We start from the raw sequence: 18,852 nt of genomic DNA, 5'->3' as shown, positions 1-18,852 counted from the left end.
ATTTGGGCCGGCAAAAAGCGCGTCGGCATACTTGGTCGAAATATGGCACACTTGGTCGTTTTCTTCTTTACAGCAATGATCTACGCTTATAGAATGGATTAGAAAATAAAATTTGAGAAAGCAGCATAAAGAAGCTTCTGCAAAATTTCTGTATATAAAAGAGGAGGGCCCAAGGCTCTATGATAAAAAAAATAACAGCGATCACGCTGACCGTTTTACTTTTTCTCATTTTTTGCAATATATTATTACAATATACACATACTTCGGAGGATCGTATTCAGGAGTTCGACATACAGACCGAAACGCTGCCGGATGCGGCAGAATGGAATTTTTATCTCAACAACAAGGGAGAGGTCACGCCTCTGAGCTATCTTGGCACAGATACGTACGGCGGACTTGAATACAGCGGGCAGACTTTCTATTACTCCCGGACTCTTCCCGAAAGCAGCGAGTATTTCCCCATGCTTGCTATCCAGATCGCTGGAAACGGGATCTGTATTTTTCTCGACGACCAGCTCTTATACACCAATTGCCCGGAAGCCGCCGGACCGATCGGCGAGCTTGAGCTGCCGTACAGTACCCTCGATACTTTTTACCACACGATCCTGATTTCTCTCCCCGCTGACAGCGGGGGGAAAACTCTGACCATCGCACAGGGCACATCGCCCTTTGATGAGATCGAAGGACGAGCCAATTACGCGATCCCCTGCAGCGTCACCTTTTATGACGGCGGCGCTTATCAGAACGCGCTGATCGCTGATACGGCCAAAACTCTGTATCCGGCTGCGGCTCTGTTTCTGGCCGGCACTGTGCTGCTGGGCGTGTTTCTCTATTACGCTTTCTATAAGCGTCTGGATATGGGGCTGTTTTTTATCGCCGCCGCAGTTTTTATCAATATGGCGTATATGCTGTCCCATTCCCCGTTGTCCGGCTATTTCCCGCACCTCTCCTCCCCGACTCTGGAGGAGCTGTGTTTCACCCTGTCCTTCACCATGCTGCTGCTCTTTCTGCTCACCCGCATGCGTCCGCGCTTTCAGCAGTTTTTTGGAGCCGTGGTCTTTCTGCACGTGCTGTCTGTTGCACTGTTTTATACACTGGTGCATACGAACATTATGCCTTACGGTCAGATCTACCTTTTTCTGTCAATGCTCCCCAACAAGCTATTCGTGGCCGCCGTCCTCGCCGCCGTCGCATTCGCTGTGCTGGAGTCCAGAAAGGGATCCCGGTTTTTCCATATTTTCCTGTACGCCGCATCTCTGACCGTGGCAGGTTATCTGATCATCTGCCTGTTTTCACTTTTTGACCCAGACTCGGTCTACGCAAATGATGTGATCGCCCGTCTGGCCGGCGCATTCTCCTCAGGCGTCTGGATCTTTCCGGCCCTTCTGTGCCGGAATCTGCTGCTTATCAGCACCTGTGCCGTGGCCTTCTGGGATGCCGCCGCATTCCTGATCCAGATGCACACCGACATGCAGATCCAGTCTGTCAAATACCAGGCGGCCCAGGACAACTATCAGAATATCCGCCGTCAGCACGAGCAGATCATGCTGCTGCGGCACGATATGAAAAATCACCTCATCATGCTCAGCTCCCTTTTAAAGGATCAGGAATACCAGCGGGCGGGCAGTTATCTGGACGAGATCGTAAAACAGAACGACGATATCCCCGAGGTGATCCACACGCAGCACAGCGCGCTCAACATGGTCCTCAACAGCAAACTGGCGGCGGCCGCAGACGCGGGGATCCGCCTGAATATCACACAAGCCAGCGCTCCCTCCCAGCTCCCGCTCAGCGACAAAGACCTGTGCGCCCTCACGATGAACATTCTCGACAACGCCGTGGCAGGGGCCCTGGAATCAAAAGAGGAACATCCTGATATCACACTGAGCTTCTATGTCAAAAATAATCATTTTTGCTTCATCTGCGAAAATTCAGCGCCGAAACAGGTGCGTACAAATATTGGCCTCGAAGTGGCCGGCCACGATTTTACAGACCGGGGTTTCAACACGGACAACTCTGTGAAATTTCATGGCTACGGCCTGAATATCATCCGCCACATGGTGAATAAATGCGACGGGATCCTGAAGCTGGATTCCACACCCACCCGCTTTTCCGTCAGCTTTTTTCTCCCTCTGAATAAATAAGGACTGCCTGCCGCCGGGGCGACGGGATCCGGGATGCAGGTCGGCCGGGCGGGCGGCTTGGGCGGCTGTTCTGTTTTCCCGGATGTTCAGGCCGCACCGGCGGCGCGGTTTGGACGGGCGTTCAGGTCGCACGTTTGGACGGGCGTTCAGGTCGCACCGGCGGCGCGGTTTGGACGGGCGTTCAGGTCGCACCGGCGGCGCGCTTTGGACGGGCGGGCGGCTTGGGCGGCTGTTCTGTTCGCCTGGCTATTCAGTTCGACCAGCGCGCAAAGTGCGCAATAGGTGAAAACAGTAAAAAAAATTGAAATTCCCCGAAAATGACGTCAAAAGCGGTGATAATCTTTGAATATTTGCCGCCAAATAGGTGAAATCTCTGAAAACCATTGATTCTCACCTATTTAACAGCTCTTTTTCGGTGAAACCGAGAAAAAAAATCAAATATCGTCTATTTATCCTTGGGCCCCTCCCGCCGTGGATCACACGCCGACAGCTGCGGGGAACTGGAAGTCCCCCGGGGGCAGACCATCCCCCAGGGGCAGGCACCCCCCGAGCATCGGCAGTTCCCCGGAGACAGGCCATCCCCCAAAGATCAACAGCGTCTCCTCCAAAGCCCGTCCTTCCACGGAGATAGCGCGCCCCCTGGAAACCACAAACGGGACAGGCGCAGGCGCGCAGGCGCAAAACACCAAGTACGCTGCATAATGATCCATGGAAAAACAGCAAGCATGCAAGTAACAAGCATGCAAATTAATGTACAAAAAAAGCGTCCTCTCCGGCCGTTTCAAGCCGGAAAGGGCGCTTTTTACTGTCTGCCGCCGCGATCCATTGTGCAGCTCCCAGCTCCCATTCTTTATTCCTTCAGATAGGTGATGTATCGCTGGGCCGTCTGCTGGTAGAGCCTTCGGCTGACCGGTACTTTTCTCCCGTCATCCAGAGTGATACTGTCTCGTGTAATGTTGAAAACATGTACAAAATTGACGACGTAGCCCACGTGGCAGCGGCAGAAATATTTCGGAGACAGCTTCTGCTCCAATGCAGATATGGGGCCGTTTCCGCTGATGACCCGATCTTTTAAATGTACCTCGACTTTATGGCGTATGGATTCCAGATAGAAAATATCCTCCACAGGGATCGGCAGCGGCGCGCCGTCCAGATAGAGAAGGGCGCGTTCTCCGCGCTGTTCCTGATAGTTTTCCAGGATCGCAGCTTTCAGCTTCAGCGGTTCAATGGGCTTGAGCAGATATTGCAGCGGCCTGGTATCAAAGCTCTGAAATACATATTCGGAGTGCGACGTGATATAGATGATTCCGCACTTCACCTGCTTCTTGCGAAGTAAAGTTCCTATGTCCACACCGTTTCTGTCGCCCATGATGATATCCAGCAGCAACAGCTGGAACGCGTCAGGGGCAAGGGATATCTTTTGCAGCAGCAGGTCAAGATCATCAAAGACTTCTATGGCAAAGTCTTCCCCTTCCTTCAATCCCTCCTCATTCAAAATGTCCCTGGTCAACGCCATATTGGATTCCAGAAAAAATGGTTCGTCTTCACAAATCGCTATTCGATACATCTGTCTTTCTCCAAACCTCTATGCAGCATTTCCAGCCCGACCCGCAGCTCCCCCACTTCCAGCTGGCCGGGAGCAGAGACCGCGCCGGCAGAACCGAAGGTCACCGCAGATCCGAAAACTTCTCCTGCCAGCCGGCTGACCGCTCCGATCCCGCCCATAGCCATAGTGATGACCGGTCCGACGGCCAGACTGCCTTCCCGTCCGCAGTCCTCCATCTTCCCGCTCAGCTGCGCTGTGGCGGAGAGCAGCGTCAATACATCGCCAGGGTCACGGGGCATGACCGCCATCTTTGCAATGTCTGCACCCACTTCCCACATGCCGCTCAGCCGCGACAAGATCTCCCTTTCTGGAGGAGTGCCCTTAAAATCATGACTGGACACTACCGTCTTCACGCCAGCGGTCCGGGCGAGGGAAGTCAATTCTCTCACCACCGTTTCTCCCGCGGAGAGCTGAATATCGATGAGATCGGCACCTCCGCTGTCGATGATCTCCCGACAAAGCTCTGCGTATTCCCGGGGAGAGACGGCTTTTTCCCCTCCCTCCTCTGTGGTTCGAAAGGTGGCCAGCAGCGGCTTGTCTCCCAGACCTGTCCGGAGATTTCTCAGCATATCACACACTGCCCTTACATCTGTGCAGCTCTCAAACCAGTCTATCCTCCACTCCGCCATATCCGCAGCGCTGCGCGCGATAACGTCCGCCGCCTTCCATATCTTTTCTTTCGTCTTTTCCACAATAGGCGCGCAGATCTTCGGCATTCCATCGCCGATCACAACGCCCCTCACACGCACTGTGTTCATGTCTATTCTCCTGTACGCGGCCCTGCCGCGTTCCTTTCGTCATCCTTCCCCACTCACCACAGCGGGATCAGTATCACGGCCGATCCCCCGGCCAGATCGCACTGGCGGCTGGATGGCACTGGAGGCCGGAACAATCACGCTGTCAGATGGGACTGGCAACCGTACCGGTCCCACAGCAACACTGCTCCCGTTCCTCCGGCGTCATTCTTCCGCCCGTTTTTATCAGCTTCTTTTCTATCCTCACTCACTCATACAGACTAAAAAACCGGAAGCCTCGGCTTCCGGTTTTCTACTTTTCTTAGTCCAAATTGAACTTTTTCTTGAACTTCTCAACACGACCGCCGCGGTTGATGAACTTCTGCTGTCCGGTGAAGAACGGATGGCAGGCGGAGCAAACGTCCAGTCTGATCTCTTCCTTCGTGGACTTGGTCACAAATGTGTTTCCGCAGGCGCAAGTCACTTTGCATTCCTTGTAATCCGGATGAATTCCCTGTTTCATATCTTCTCACCTCTTTCCTTCCCTGGCAATGGATTCTCTTATCAGCCATATTTCTATATAACTATTCCGAGGGTCATCGCCACGGAATTCATAAAGCATGCGCATTTCACGATAGCTATTATATGTTAGCACAAAGCACGTCCGCTTGCAAGTGTTTTTTGAAATGAGTTAAAACCTTCCTGTATCCGCGGAACTGCTTATCTATTTCCTGCACTCCGATAGCCTGCACATCACCACCCGGTCGTGACCGGCCAGATCCCTGAGTACCTCCGTGTCAAAGCCGCCGCCTCCCTGGGCCAGCGCGCAGACCGCTTCCGCCTGATCGTGTCCGATCTCCATCATGAGCAGGCCGTTCTTTTTTAGGTAGCAGGGCGACTCCGCCAAGATCTTCATATAGAAATCCAGACCGGACTCTCCGCCGTCCAGCGCCAGCATAGGCTCATGCTGGGCTACCTCACGCTGCAGGGTCGGGATCACGCCGCTGGGAATATAGGGCGGGTTGGTGACGATCAGATCGAATTTCTTCTTTCCCTCCCCCTTGCGGTTCTTCGGAAAGGCTCCGAACAGATCGCTCTGCACGAACTCGATCCCCCGGGCCGGGGCGTAGCCTGCGGCATTTTCCTTCGCCACCTCCAAAGCTCCCTTGCTCACGTCCGCAGCGGTTATTTTCAGCTTGGGCACATAATAAGCCAGGCTGACAGCGATGGCTCCGCTGCCGCAGCAGAGGTCCAGCACCTCAAACCCGCCCATAGGCTTCTTCATGGTCTTCAGCTCTTCTATGGCCCGCTCCACCAGCACCTCCGTGTCCTGTCTGGGGATCAGCACCCGTTCGTCGACCTTGAAACGCAGACCCATGAACTCCTGCGTTCCGATAATGTACTGCACCGGTTCCCCGGAAGCCCGGCGGTCCACCAGTTCAAAGAACATCTCACACCGATTGTCGTCCAATGGCGTGGCGCTGTGCGTAAAAAAGAAGCTGCGCTCCGTCCGCAGCAGATGCGAGAGCAGCAGCTCCGCATCCAGCCTGGGATCGAGACAGCCCTCTTTGGTCAGTCTGTTCTCCGCGATCTGCAATAATTCCTTTAAAATCAATCCCATTTTTCCAGTTCCCTCCGGGGTCCGCCGGTTTTTTTCCCCACAGCCGGCGTCCGCCGCATTATTTCTTCTGCTTCTCCAGTTCTGCTTTTTCCTGCTCCGGATCTTCCACAAAGACCCCGTTTTCGTCTGTCTCCCCGATATAAAGCCGCGGTTCGCCTTCCGCCAGCACCGCTTTCATCGCCACGATAGCAACCTCCAGCTGCTCCGTGGTAGGCCGCTTGGTGGACAGCTTCTGGAGCGCCAGTCCAGGTACGGAGAGGATCTTCACCACCGGCGACGTGCTTCTGCCCGCCCACTGCAGCAATTCATAGGAGAGTCCTGCGATCAGCGGAATGAGAACGATCCGGGAAACGATCCGCCAGAACAGGCTGGGCCAGCCCAGCAGAGAATGAGCCAGCCAGCTGATGATGATGACAAACATCAGAAAGCTGGTGCCGCATCTGGGGTGCAGCGTCTCAAACTGCTGCGCGTTTTCCGGCGTCAGCTCCAGACCGTTTTCGTAACAGTGAATGGTCTTGTGCTCCGCTCCGTGGTACTGAAAGACCGTCTTGATATCCTTCATCTGCGAAATACCCGCGATGTAAAGCACGAACATCAGAATACGCACGCCGCCCTCCACCAGATTCAGGAGCATATCGCTTTCGATATAATGCTTGCAGAAATTCACCAGAATGGTGGGAAGCACGATGAAAACGCCCACCGTGAAAAGGATCGCCAGCACTACCGACGAATACAGCATCACATTAAGCGCGCCCTTCTCGCCGAAATGCTTCTCCAGCCACATGGTCACTCTGTCCGGTTCTTCACTCTCCTGAACGTCAGGGTCCTCAAAGCTCTCCAGCACCTCTGCAGAATACAGCAGGATCCCCGTGCCCTTGACCAGTGAGTCCACAAAGGCCACCACGCCCCGCACGATGGGTATCTTTTTCCAGTTTCCGGGTTTTTTCAGCGGTTCCACTTTCAGATGGATCCCTCCGTCCGGCCTGCGCATCGCCACCGCCGTGCGGTCGGCTCCGCGCATCATAATGCCCTCCAGTATGGCTTGTCCGCCTATTTTCGTGGGACAGGCATTTTTTATAAATATTTTATTTAAATCCATATCCAATAACCTCTTTTGTTTTCACCGGGAACATCAGCCCCTCTGAGGCCGCTCCCGTTCCGGCTCATCCAGGTGGATCTTTTTGATCACCTGAATGAAATCCCCGTTGGTCCTCGTATGCGCCAACTGATCGATGATCTTTTCGGTGACCTCCTGAGGGCCCACGTTGGCCATAGCGCGGCGCATGATCCACACCGCTTCCATTTCTTCCTGACTCATGAGAAGATCTTCTCTCCGCGTACCTGATTTGTTCAGATTGATGGCGGGGAAGATTCGCTTCTCGGAAAGCTTCCTGTCCAGATGAAGCTCCATATTACCTGTACCCTTAAATTCTTCAAATATAACATCGTCCATACGGCTTCCTGTCTCTACCAGCGCCGTGGCAAGAATGGTGATACTGCCGCCTTCCTCCAGCTTCCGCGCCGCGCCGAAAAACTTCTTGGGCTTGTGAAGCGCGCCCGGGTCCAGACCGCCGGAGAGCGTTCTGCCGGATGCGGGCACTACCAGATTGTAAGCCCGGGCAAGACGCGTGATGCTGTCCAGAAGTATGACTACGTCCTTACCGTGTTCCGCCAGACGCTGCGCGCGGGCCAGCACCATCTCCGCCACCTTTACGTGATTGGCCGGAAGCTCGTCAAAGGTGGAATAGATGACCTCGCCCCTGATGGAACGCTGCATATCCGTGACCTCCTCGGGCCGCTCATCCACCAGCAGTACGATGAGTTCCGCTTCGGGGTATTTCTTTTCAATGCTCCCCGCCACCTTTTTCAGAAGCACGGTCTTTCCCGCCTTCGGCGGAGCCACGATCATGCCGCGCTGCCCCTTGCCGATGGGCGCCACCAGATCGATGAGACGCAGGGAAAGATCCCGGCTGCTGTCCTCCAGAGAAATGCGCTCGTAGGGGAACACCGGCGTGAGCTCGTCGAAATCGGGCCGCCGTATGGCCACGCCCGGCTCGTCGCCGTTGACGGTTTTTACGTACAGCAAAGCTCCGAACTTTTCTCCCTCGTTCGGCAGTCTCGTAACTCCAAAAATTTTGTCGCCTTTTTTCAAATTGAATCTGCGTATCTGAGTAGGTGATACATAGACATCGCGATCGCTGGTCAAGAAATTATGAAAACGTAAGAATCCAAATCCGCCCTCGGCTATATCCAGAATGCCTTCCACCTCCGGCCGGTCGGCTCTGGGACCTTCCGGAGTCTTTTCCGCATTTCGCTCTGCAGGCCTCTCGTTCCCTCGTTCCGCCGGACGTTCGATGGTTCTTTCCGCCGGACGTTCTGCCGGGCGCTCAATGGCCCGTTCCGCCGGACGTTCCGCCGGTCTCTCCCCGTGTCTTTCCGCGGACTTTTCCGCCGGCGTATCCGCAGACCTTTCAGCTGATCTCTCCGCTGTTCTCTCAGCCGGTCTTTCAGCCATCCGCTCTGAGACTCGATCCGCCGCTCTCTCCGCGTGCCGCTGGGCCTGCCCTTCCCCCGCGTCGGCCCCATGCCGCCCGGCTTCTTCCTGCGGTCTCCGTCTTTCCAGCCTGCGTTCCTGCTGCGCGGACCCGCGCTCCGACTGGCGCCGGGCGCCGGAAGACGTTCGCTGGGGCGTTTCGCCGGCTGTGCGTCTGCGCTCCGGAGTTTTCTCCGGGGATCCGCCGGCAGCGGGGGCTTCACCGGCGGACGCCTTTTCTCCGGTGGAGACCGCCGGGCTTGCGGACGTTCCCTCTCCGGCGGCGCCGCCTTCCTGAACCGTTTGGGCCGCGGCCGCTTTCTCTTTCGCGAAATCTTCCATCGCCTGGATCAGTTCGGCTTTTTTTAACTTTTCATAGCCGGTCATCCCTACTACCTTGGCTATTTCCCGAAGCTCTGCGACCTTTTTCGCCGCAAGGTTCAATTCATCCATATCTACCTCTCGTCACTAAACTTTCATCTGTTTTACTTTCCGTCCGATTTGCCGCTCGCTTCCGTTAATCCTCCACACCGCCGCCGGTCACCGCGCTTCCCGAGGTGCTCTCCGGCTCGATGGAATAGATCTCCTCCAGCATTTTTCCGATCTCCGCCGCCTTTGGATAGACGTAATACGGAGCGTTGGGATCCGGCGTGTTAGGCATCATATACGTGGTGATGCTGTCCGTATCCATACCCACCGCTTTGGCCGCGATCTCCAGGGCTCTGCCGTAAGTGATATCTGATTTTATATTCTTGCTGACCACCTTGGCCGTCTCCAGAGGGCCGTATTCCATCGCCTGTCTGAATCCCGACTTCATGAACTCCAGCTGCGCCTTCACGCGGCCCAGATCTCCCTCCGTATAGCCCTTTCTGTAACGCAGAAACTGCACCGCATGATCCCCGTCCAGCACCTGCTGGCCCGCCGGAATGTCGATGACCAGAGGCGGCTTGTCCGTGGGGTCTCTGTATCTCATGGCCTTTTCAATATTCATGGGCACGCCTCCGATGGTATCCACAATGTTGCGGATACCGTCGTAATCCACTACGGCGTAGTAATGGATAGGCAGTCCCATCAACACGTCGCTGACGGCCATGGCCGTGTTCAGCGGATCCTTGCGGTAAGCCGCGTTGATCTTTTTCTCCGCAGGGCTGTTGTATCCCTGCCTGTAATAATAGGTGTCCCGGGGCACAGAAATAATGTCCACATGCTGGGCCTTCATATCGAAGCTGACGACCATGATCGTATCCGTCAGACCGGTGTTCACGCCCAGAAGCAGCACGTTGACCCGCTGTTTGTCCTGAAAGGCTTCAAAAAAGGGGCTGTCCTGCCCTACCAGCGTGGGCATATCGTCCATCAGATTCGTGTCGCCCACCGTCTCGAAGATCTGCTGATCCGCCGCCCTTTTCAAAAGCATGCGGGCAGGCACCAGCACCACCGTAAAGATCAGAAGAAATATGATAAAAAATAGTGCGAATTGTTTCTTTTCTTTCATCCAGTTTACCCCGCCGTCTGTTTCGTTCGGTCCGGCCGCTCCGGCCCTGCCGTCGCCGCCTTTTCCCCTACCCCAATTCATCTCTGTCAGATCATGTATCCAGCCGTACGTTATATTTTATATCTTTTTCAGCAAAAAGAAAATAGAAACGGGCAAGTTTATGCCCGTTTCCCCTTAATTTTTCACGAATCAATGTTTTCATCTGTGTCCAGACCCGATCTTTCGGATCGATCCGACCGGATCAGACGGTCTTTTATTCAGCGTCGTCCTCTGTCCCGCCGCCGTCTCCGCTGTCTGGATCATCCGATCCACCGCGGCCCTCACCGGTGATCAGCATCCACACTTTCTGGAAGAAGCCCGGTTCCTCCTCCGGAATCACTTCCGCCGGATCGTCCCCGTCTTCCTCGTCGTCGCCGATGGCATAGATCTGCTGAAGCATCTCCTGGGTGGCGTCCACATCCTGTTTCCAGAACGACAGTCCCCCGATCATACCGGAATCGCCGGGGACAGTGTAGGTCTCCATGTCTTCCGCGGTCAATCCACCGGCCTTCGTGGCCACCTTAGTGGCGATGCCGATGTTCAGATCGGAATCCACATTGTCCAGGATCGTCGCCGCTACCTTTGGCAGCTGCAGACCCAGAGACTGTTTGAAAGCCTGCTTGATGAACTCCTGCTGCATTTTCACCCGGCCGATATCCCCTTCCGGGTAGCTTCGGTATCCGGAACCGCTGTTGGCGTGCCGGAATCGTAGGAACTGCACTACATTGCTGCTGTTGATCTCCTGCGTTCCCGCCGGAATATCGATGTGCAGGGGCGGCTTGTCCGTGGGATCGTCATACTTCATGCGGAAGGGGATCTCCATCTCCACTCCGCCGATGGCGTCCACGATGTTTTTTACGCCGTCATAATCTACCACCACATAATAGTGGATGGGCATGCCCTGGAGTACGGTGCTGACCGCCTCCGCCGTGCCCACGGCTCCCCCGTTTTTGCTGCCGTGATAGATCGAGTTGATCTTCAGCGAAGCGCCGCTGTAGCCTTTTCGCTCATAGTAAGTGTCCCGGGGGACGGAGATCACGTCCACGTGCTGGTGCTTCATGTCATAGCTGCCTACCATGATGGTATCCGTCATACCGTCGTTGACTCCCAGAAGCATGACATTTACTCTGTCCTTGCTCTGAAACGCCTGGTACAGCGGACTGTCCGGGTCCACCGCGATGGGCGTCATCTCATCCATCAGATTTTCCTCTCCGGAAAAAATTCGGATGCTGCCCACCCGGTCCACGGCCGCCTGGACCGGCATCATCAACACCGTCCAGACCACCAGGGCAACCAGAAAATATTTAAAGAATTTCATTGTTTTCCTCTACTCTCCTCCTCGCCAACATTCCCCAAATTACCTCAATATTTTACTATACGCAGAGAAAAAAGCAATAGGGATTTCCCTTAAATTGTATTAAGTTTCCCTTACAGACGGGGCGTCCGCCGGCCTTTCCGCCCGGATCTGCCCCTGATCTGTCCGCGATCTGTCCGCGATCTCCTGTATTCTTATGTGCGATCCAAACGATCGTGAAAAAGGTCGTTCATACAGCCGGCCATACGATGCCTTCCCGCGGTTATACAAAAAAGAAACGGAAGGCTCGAAAGCCTTCCGTCCCCGCGAAATGTGGATTTTAAAGTTATTTGCTGTAATCGAAGAAACCAACGCCGGTCTTTCTTCCCAGTTTTCCTGCACGGACCATCTTTTTGATCAGAACGTGAGCTCTGTACTTCGGATCGCCGTACTCGGTGTACAGAACGTCCATGATAGCCAGTACAACATCCAGACCGATCAGGTCGCCCAGAGCCAGAGGTCCCATGGGGTGATTTGCACCCAGCTTCATAGCGGTGTCGATATCCTCAGCTTTGGCAACGCCGTCGGCCAGAATTCCCGCAGCCTCGTTGATCATGGGGATCAAAATTCTGTTTACTACGAATCCGGGAGCTTCTTCCACTTCTACCGGAGTCTTTCCCAGTTTCTCGGAGAGCTCAACGATAGTCGACTTGGTCTCCTCGGAGGTGGCCAGACCCTTGATGATCTCCACCAGCTTCATAGCCGGAACCGGATTGAAGAAGTGCATGCCGATGATTTTGTCCGGTCTGTTGGTGGCGGAAGCGATCTCCGTGATGGACAGGGACGATGTGTTGGTAGCCAGAATGGTGCCCGGTTTGCACAGCTCGTCTAACTCCTTGAACAGAGCCTTCTTCGCTTCCATGTCCTCAGTAGCAGCCTCGATGATCAGGTCGGCGTCCGCTACGATGGCAATGTCGGTGGAACCCTGGATCCTGCCCATGATGGCATCTTTGTCGGCGGCAGTGATCTTTTCCTTTGCCACCATCTTATCCAGATTCTTGGTGATCGTCGCGATACCCTTGTCAACGGACGTCTGTCTTCTCGCTCTGAGAACTACGTCGTAGCCGTTCTGTGCCAGAACCTGAATGATTCCCGCGCCCATGGTACCGGTTCCTAATACGCCAATCTTTTTCATTGTAAACTCCTCCATTTCATAAACACATAACACATATATCGTTTATTTTTTAACAATTCACATACTCTTAATTTAAACTAATCAAGGCTAAATTGCAAGAGCAAAAAGCAATATTGGTATAAAATTCTGTAAAAATCTTATTTCCCCTTAAATTCTGCTTTTCTCTTCTCCAAAAAGGCCGCCATACCCTCTTTTTGATCCTCTGTGGCAAAGCACTTGGCGAACAGGTCATTCTCGATCTTGATCCCTTCTTCCATGGTGGCTTCCAGACCTTCCTTGATGGCCTTGTTGGAATAACGAACAGCCAGCGGCGCGTTCTTCGCAATATCGGCGGCCAGAGCCAGAGCCTCGTCCATCAGCGCTTCCGGAGCGACTACTTTGTTCACCAGTCCGATGGCCAGTGCTTCATCGGCCTTGATGTGCTTACCGGTGAGGATCAGTTCGCAGGCCTTGGCCTTGCCGGCGATCCTGGCCAGTCTCTGGGTCCCGCAGTAGCCCGGCGTGATGCCCAGACCTACCTCGGGCTGTCCAAACTTCGCCTTCTCGCTGGCGATCCTCATATCGCAGCTCATGGCCAGCTCGCAGCCGCCTCCCAGAGCAAATCCATTTACCGCCGCGATGGAGGGCTTGTCGAGCTTCTCGATCTTGCGGAATACGCTGGAGCCCAGCACGCCGAACTCATAGCCTTCCTTCTCATTCATGGTGCTCATCTGCGCAATGTCCGCGCCGGCCACGAACGCCTTGCCTTCGCCTGTGAAGATGAGAACGTGAACCTCAGGATCCGCAGCCGCCTGATCCACCGCGGCGTCGATGCCCTTCAGCACTTCGTCGTTCAGGGAATTCATCGCTTCCGGACGATTGATCTTGATGATCGCCACTTTATCCTGTTTCTCCAGTACAACTACACTCATGTTTTCTTCTCCTCCTAAAATTAACAACAACTTTCCGCGGCATCCAGTCTCCCCGGAACGCCGCACTTGACAGGTTTGCCGGTCTTCCCTGAGGATCCCGGCGGACAGATGAGATGTGTATGATCTATGTACGCGCGCCGCAGCGCGCCAATCAAACGGAAAAGTTCCGTTCAATCTCCGGCAAAACGCGGGGCCGCCCTAAAGGCGGGACAGCTCCGCTCTCATTTCTTCCTTGTAGCTCTCCACTCCCGGCTGGTTGAAGGGATCGACTCCCATCAGATAGCCGGACAACCCGCAGGCCGTCTCAAAGAAATAGACCAGCTGACCGAATATCCTCGGGGAAAGCTCCGGCAGATCCAGCTTCAGAATGGGAACGCCGGCTTTTCTGTGCGCTTCCATAACGCCGGCTACCGCCGCCTGATTGACCTGATTCATGCTCTTTCCGGCCAGCAGCGCCCCGGCGTCCTCAGGGACCGTCACATCCTTCGGCGGATTTTTTACATTCAGGACCGTCTCGAAGAAGATGGGGTTCCCCTGCTGCAGAAACTGGCCCATGGAATGCAGATCGGTACTGAGCTGCAGAGCCGCAGGGAACAGCCCCCTGCCGTCCTTGCCCTCGCTCTCGCCGAAAAGCTGTTTCAGCCATTCCGTAAAATATTGAAGCCTGGGCTCATAGGCCTCGAAGATCTCGATCACCTTTCCTTTATTAAACAGTGCGTTGCGGGTGGCCGCGTAAGTCTCCGCCGTCTCCATGAGCTCCGCCGAAGCCTGCGCCTCCCGGGCGCCTTCCAGCATTTCCTCGATCTGGATCCCCGCCGCCGCGATGGGCAGCAGTCCCACCGGCGTCAGGACGGAATATCTCCCGCCGATGTCGTCGGGCACCACAAAACTGGTATAACCCTCCCGGTCCGTCTCCTCCCGCAGCACGCCCCTTTTGGCATCCGTCACGGCGTAAATGCGGCGCGCCGCTTCCTCTTTTCCATATTTTTTAATGAGCGCGTCTTTCAGAAGTGCAAAGGCGATGCTGCACTCCGTTGTGGTCCCTGACTTGGAGATAACGCAGAGACACACTTCTTCCCTCTCGATGGTATCCATAAGCTCGGCATGGTATGTGCCGCTGATGTTCATGCCGGCAAAATAGATCTTGGGCGCGCCTGCTTTTCCTATCTCTCTGGCAAAGGAGTGGGAAAGCATTTCCACCGCGGCCCGGGCGCCCAGATAGGACCCGCCGATGCCGATCACGATAAACGCGCTGCATTTGCCGCGGATCTCTTCCGCCGTCTCCGCGATCCGTCTGATCTCTTCTCTATTATATTCCGACGGCAGATCCACCCAGCCCGTAAAATCCGTCTTTCCGGAATGGAGCTTTTCTTTCGCCGCTATCAGACCTTCCTGGTACACGCCGGTCTCTCTGACCCCGGCCAGCGCCATGTCAAAATTCATCTGCAGCCCGTTTTTCATCAAGAATCACGCCCTCTCGTCAATGTTCGTTAAATTTTAAACATCTTTTTTCATTATATCACAAAGCCAATAAAAAGGAAATGGATTTCCAGATTTCCTGTCCCACAAGCCGTATCTTCCCCCCGCCCCAGGAAAAAAATACGGGAAGCGCCTCTGATCGCTTCCCGCAAAACGCCTTCTCTCCGGCGGCCCATTCCGGCACATCTCCGCCGGCTTAGACGGATCCGGGGGCTGTGGCCGCCGACGCCGCTTCAGAAGCCATGACACAGTCGATGGTCAAAACCAGCGCCAGAAGCATCTTCTCATCCTCTTCCCGTTCAAACGAGACCTCATAGGAATCGCCCCACGTCATCCATTCTTTCTGGATCGACGCTACCCGAGCGCCTGTCTTCCGATCCAGAACATCGTATTCGTGTTCCCAGAAGCTGCCCTTTATCTCCCAATCCAGTCCGGATATGGTGTACTGCGGGCGAAAGAAAGAGAACTCCCGCACGATCTCCGCCGCCTCTCTGCCGTCGATATAGATATAGTACCGCGGCTTCCATGACATGACCTTTTCCTGAATATAGATCATTTCCCGTCGCTGGGCGTCACAGACGTGAAGCCGGTGTCCCCAGGAAAACACTTCTCCTTCAGCAAAATACAGGTCTCTGCCTTCCTCGTCCTTTACCGTCAGCCGGTCCTTCCAGGAAAACACCTTCTGCTTGATGTAGCGCTTCATCTCATTCAATCCCTTCTTAGGCCCCGGCCCCCTTTGGCGGCAGCCGTCCGGACCGTATCTTCTGCGTTCTCCCGAGAGACGCTCTGCCCTATCATATGATCGTTTCCCCATTCGTATGAATTGCGGTCCTGCGAAGACTGCGTTATACGCCGGGACGGAGCAGGCAGCATCAGTTCCCGCCGGACTTTCTGTTATAATTAGGCACCAGACGGTTCAGCCATTCTTTCACTTCCTCAGGGCTGCGGTTCACCACTTCCTCCACGCTCTCCGCCACGCCGTTTTCCTCCGCCAGCAGCTCGGAAAGAGCCTCCGACGGCGGCACGGGGTGACCGACGTAGATCTTGTTGTGGGATGTGGTCCTGATCCCTTCCTCCGCCAGCAGCAGTTCCTCGTACAGCTTTTCTCCCGGTCTCAGTCCTGTTATCTTGATATCGATATCTTCATAGGGCACGAACCCGGACAGGCGGATAATGTTTTCCGCCAGATCCATGATCTTCACCGGATCGCCCATATCCAGAATGAAGATCTCTCCGCCCTGAGCCATGGCGCCCGCCTGTATTACCAGCTGGACCGCCTCCGGGATCGTCATGAAATAGCGGCAGATCTCCGGATGAGTCACTGTCACCGGACCGCCCTGGGCGATCTGCCTGCGGAAGATCGGTATGACGCTGCCGTTGCTCCCCAGCACATTTCCAAACCGCACCGCCGAATAGCTGGTACGGGAGTGAGCGCTCTTTTCCTGAAGCATCATCTCCGCCACCCGCTTGGTGGCGCCCATGACATTGGTGGGATTCACCGCCTTGTCCGTGGAAATAAGCACGAATTTGTCCACCGCGTACCGGTCCGACAGGTCGATGAGATTCTTCGTCCCCAGAATATTATTGACCACAGCCTCCTTCGGATTTCCCTCCATCAGCGGCACATGCTTGTGCGCCGCCGCGTGAAATACCACATGGGGCTTGTACTTCTCAAAGGCTTCCTCCAGCCTGGCATAATCTCTGACTGAGGTGATGACCACGTTGAATTCCAGCTGCGGATATCTCCCGTGGATCTCGTTGGAAAGCTCAAATACAGAGTTCTCATAAATATCCAGCGCGATGAGCCGCCTGGGCTTGAACCGGGCGATCTGACGGCAGAGCTCGGAACCGATGGATCCGCCGCCGCCCGTCACCATGACGATGCGCCCTTCCAGATAGCCGCTGATCTCTTTCAGATTCACCTGCACCGCTTCCCGGCCCAGCAGATCTTCAATGTCCACGTCGCGCAGCGTATTGACGCTGACCTTCTCGTTGATCAGGTCGATGAGAGCCGGCAGGATCTTCAGCTTGCAGCGCGTCTTGTTGCACTCGGCCACGATGTCCGTGACCTCTTTTTTCGGCGCGGAGGGAATGGCGATGATGATCTCGTCCACACCGTATTTTCGCGCCGTCTTCTTTATATCGGACCGTCCGCCTGCAATCTTCACGCCGGCGATCCGCTTTCCGACCTTCGCCGGATCGTCGTCGATGGCAACGACCACCTTCTTGCCGTTTTCCGGATGCATGCGCATCTCCTTGATCATGGTGGCCCCGGCGTCCCCCGCGCCCACCAGCATGACCTTGATCACGTCGCTGCCCAGCACGCTCTCTGAGACATTCCGGCTGCGCCTTCCCTTGATCACGTCAAAATTCCCCGGACTCCTCATGTTGCGCAGCGTCCGGTATCCCAGCCGCACCCCGCCGATCAGCAGAATGTCCAAGATCGTGACGATAGCGCTGATGCCCCGGGGCAGAAACTGCTGCGTCATACGCAGGTAGGATATGGACATGGCGTTCGCCGCCACCGTGACGAACAGTACTTTTACCAGCTCCTCCGTTCCCGCGTAGCGCCACAGGCTGTTGTAAAGGCCGCAGACCCAATAGATGATCAGTTTGATGGCCGTCAGCCAGAATAAGTCGTTCAGGTAGACCATAAAATACCCCATGGCCTGATCGCTGGACAGCGAAAATTCAAAACGCATGAGAAACGCCAGGATATAAGAAAAATTAATGCAGACCGCGTCCGCCAGCAAAAGCAGCAAAATGCGGGAGTATCTTGTCAGCTGTTCCGATTGTTTGTCCCTTAAATTCATATAAACTCATTCCCTTTGATTCATTACTGTTATTTTTTCCGAAGCCTTGTTCCCGCCTGACGGCCCTGGACGGGATCCCGGCGTCACATCCATCCGAGGTTTGAAAAAACAGCTTTAGTATAACATTTCTGCAAACCTCATGCAAATATTTCGGTAAATTCCGTTCCGCCATCCGATCTGATAAAAATAGAATGGACAAGGAAGATTACTTTTATTATACTGCATATGAAGAATGAGCGGATAATCATATGGAGGATAAACTCATGGAAAATAATCAGTCACACATGGACAGAAACAATTGGACCGGCAATTCCGGTCCGGCTGCCGGAGCCTGCCGCTGCTTCCCCGACGCCGTTATCTTCGACGTGGACGGCACCCTCTGGGATTCCACGGATTCCGTGGCCGAGTCCTGGAATCAGGCCATCCAGGCTTACGGTGGACTGGACCTGCGCCTGAACAGAGAAATACTGAAAGGCCTGTTCGGAAAGACCATGGACGTGATCTGCCGCGAACTCTTTCCTTTTCTCGAAGACGAGGAGCGGGGAACGCTGGCGGAGCTCTGTTATCAATATGAAAATGAACTGTTAAAAAGAAAGCCGGGGACTTTCTACCCCGGCGTGGCGGATACGTTCCGCCTTCTCAGCCGGCGGCTTCCGCTCTTTATCGTAAGCAACTGCCAGCGAGGCTATATCGAAGTCATGATCGAGACCGGCGGGCTGCAACCCTACGTGAAGGGCCATCTCTGCTTCGGCGAGACGGGGCTGTCCAAAAGCGGGACCCTGCTGCGGCTCATGAAGCGATACGACCTGAGACAGCCGGTCTACGTAGGCGATACGCAGGGAGATCACGACGCCTGTCAGGAAGCCGGCGTCCCGTTTATCTTCGCCGCCTACGGCTTTGGAAACGCGCCGGAGGCCTGCTATTCCATCCATTCCATCCGCCAGCTGCCCGCTCTGCTTGAGACGCTCTCCGGCGGGCTTTAAAAGCAAAG

At 54.9% G+C, this 18,852-nt stretch carries 15 protein-coding genes; 2 read left to right on the top strand and 13 right to left on the bottom strand.

The window, feature by feature from the left end:
- Positions 1–179: 179 nt before the first annotated feature.
- The gene (locus E0E37_RS04185; protein ID WP_130861733.1) at positions 180–2,144 is read left to right on the top strand and encodes a sensor histidine kinase; all 1,965 of its coding nucleotides are present in this window, start codon (positions 180–182) and stop codon (positions 2,142–2,144) included.
- Positions 2,145–2,994: 850 nt separating this feature from the next.
- Here E0E37_RS04185 and E0E37_RS04180 read toward each other — a convergent pair.
- From E0E37_RS04180 to E0E37_RS04120, 13 genes are all read right to left on the bottom strand, one after another.
- Complete coding sequence (locus E0E37_RS04180; RefSeq protein ID WP_130861732.1) at positions 2,995–3,711, bottom strand: LytR/AlgR family response regulator transcription factor; 717 nt, start codon at positions 3,709–3,711, stop codon at positions 2,995–2,997.
- A complete protein-coding gene (aroD, locus tag E0E37_RS04175; RefSeq protein ID WP_130861731.1) occupies positions 3,699–4,508 on the bottom strand; it encodes a type I 3-dehydroquinate dehydratase in 810 nt (269 codons plus the stop codon). The genes E0E37_RS04180 and aroD overlap by 13 nt, the downstream gene beginning before the upstream one ends.
- Before the next feature lie 298 nt (positions 4,509–4,806).
- Entirely contained in the window at positions 4,807–5,007 is a 201-nt protein-coding gene (gene rpmE / locus E0E37_RS04170) for a 50S ribosomal protein L31 (RefSeq protein WP_130861730.1), read from the bottom strand.
- Between the two features lie 201 nt (positions 5,008–5,208).
- Positions 5,209–6,105, bottom strand: a complete 897-nt coding sequence (gene prmC, locus E0E37_RS04165) for a peptide chain release factor N(5)-glutamine methyltransferase (RefSeq protein ID WP_130861729.1) — start codon at positions 6,103–6,105, stop codon at positions 5,209–5,211.
- A 58-nt stretch (positions 6,106–6,163) separates the two neighbouring features.
- Positions 6,164–7,204 carry a DUF1385 domain-containing protein gene (locus E0E37_RS04160; protein ID WP_130861728.1) on the bottom strand — a complete coding sequence of 347 codons (1,041 nt, stop codon included), beginning with the start codon at positions 7,202–7,204 and terminating at the stop codon, positions 6,164–6,166.
- Positions 7,205–7,237: 33 nt separating this feature from the next.
- Positions 7,238–9,091, bottom strand: coding sequence for a transcription termination factor Rho (rho, locus tag E0E37_RS04155; RefSeq protein WP_130861727.1), 1,854 nt, complete (start codon positions 9,089–9,091; stop codon positions 7,238–7,240).
- 64 nt (positions 9,092–9,155) lie between these two features.
- Positions 9,156–10,211: an LCP family protein gene (locus E0E37_RS04150; RefSeq protein ID WP_130861726.1), complete on the bottom strand. Its 1,056-nt coding sequence runs from the start codon at positions 10,209–10,211 to the stop codon at positions 9,156–9,158.
- Positions 10,212–10,383: 172 nt separating this feature from the next.
- Positions 10,384–11,487, bottom strand: a complete 1,104-nt coding sequence (locus E0E37_RS04145) for an LCP family protein (RefSeq protein WP_130861725.1) — start codon at positions 11,485–11,487, stop codon at positions 10,384–10,386.
- A 322-nt stretch (positions 11,488–11,809) separates the two neighbouring features.
- Complete coding sequence (locus tag E0E37_RS04140; protein ID WP_130861724.1) at positions 11,810–12,658, bottom strand: 3-hydroxybutyryl-CoA dehydrogenase; 849 nt, start codon at positions 12,656–12,658, stop codon at positions 11,810–11,812.
- Between the two features lie 137 nt (positions 12,659–12,795).
- Entirely contained in the window at positions 12,796–13,569 is a 774-nt protein-coding gene (locus E0E37_RS04135) for an enoyl-CoA hydratase-related protein (protein WP_130861723.1), read from the bottom strand.
- A gap of 198 nt (positions 13,570–13,767) precedes the next feature.
- Complete coding sequence (locus tag E0E37_RS04130) at positions 13,768–15,030, bottom strand: glucose-6-phosphate isomerase (protein WP_130861722.1); 1,263 nt, start codon at positions 15,028–15,030, stop codon at positions 13,768–13,770.
- Positions 15,031–15,244: 214 nt separating this feature from the next.
- Positions 15,245–15,751, bottom strand: a complete 507-nt coding sequence (locus E0E37_RS04125) for an LURP-one-related/scramblase family protein (protein WP_165445200.1) — start codon at positions 15,749–15,751, stop codon at positions 15,245–15,247.
- A 169-nt stretch (positions 15,752–15,920) separates the two neighbouring features.
- Positions 15,921–17,861, bottom strand: a complete 1,941-nt coding sequence (locus E0E37_RS04120; RefSeq protein WP_130861720.1) for a polysaccharide biosynthesis protein — start codon at positions 17,859–17,861, stop codon at positions 15,921–15,923.
- Positions 17,862–18,124: 263 nt separating this feature from the next.
- Here E0E37_RS04120 and E0E37_RS04115 point away from each other — a divergent pair, with 263 nt between their 5' ends.
- Entirely contained in the window at positions 18,125–18,844 is a 720-nt protein-coding gene (locus E0E37_RS04115) for an HAD family hydrolase (RefSeq protein WP_246019630.1), read from the top strand.
- The last annotated feature ends 8 nt before the right edge of the window (positions 18,845–18,852 follow it).

This window comes from Bacilliculturomica massiliensis, assembly GCF_900605495.1.
GTDB classification, from domain to species: Bacteria; Bacillota; Clostridia; order Peptostreptococcales; family Anaerovoracaceae; genus Bacilliculturomica; species Bacilliculturomica massiliensis.
Note: the sequence above shows the minus strand (reverse complement) of the source record. Positions and strands in the feature narration are given on the sequence as shown.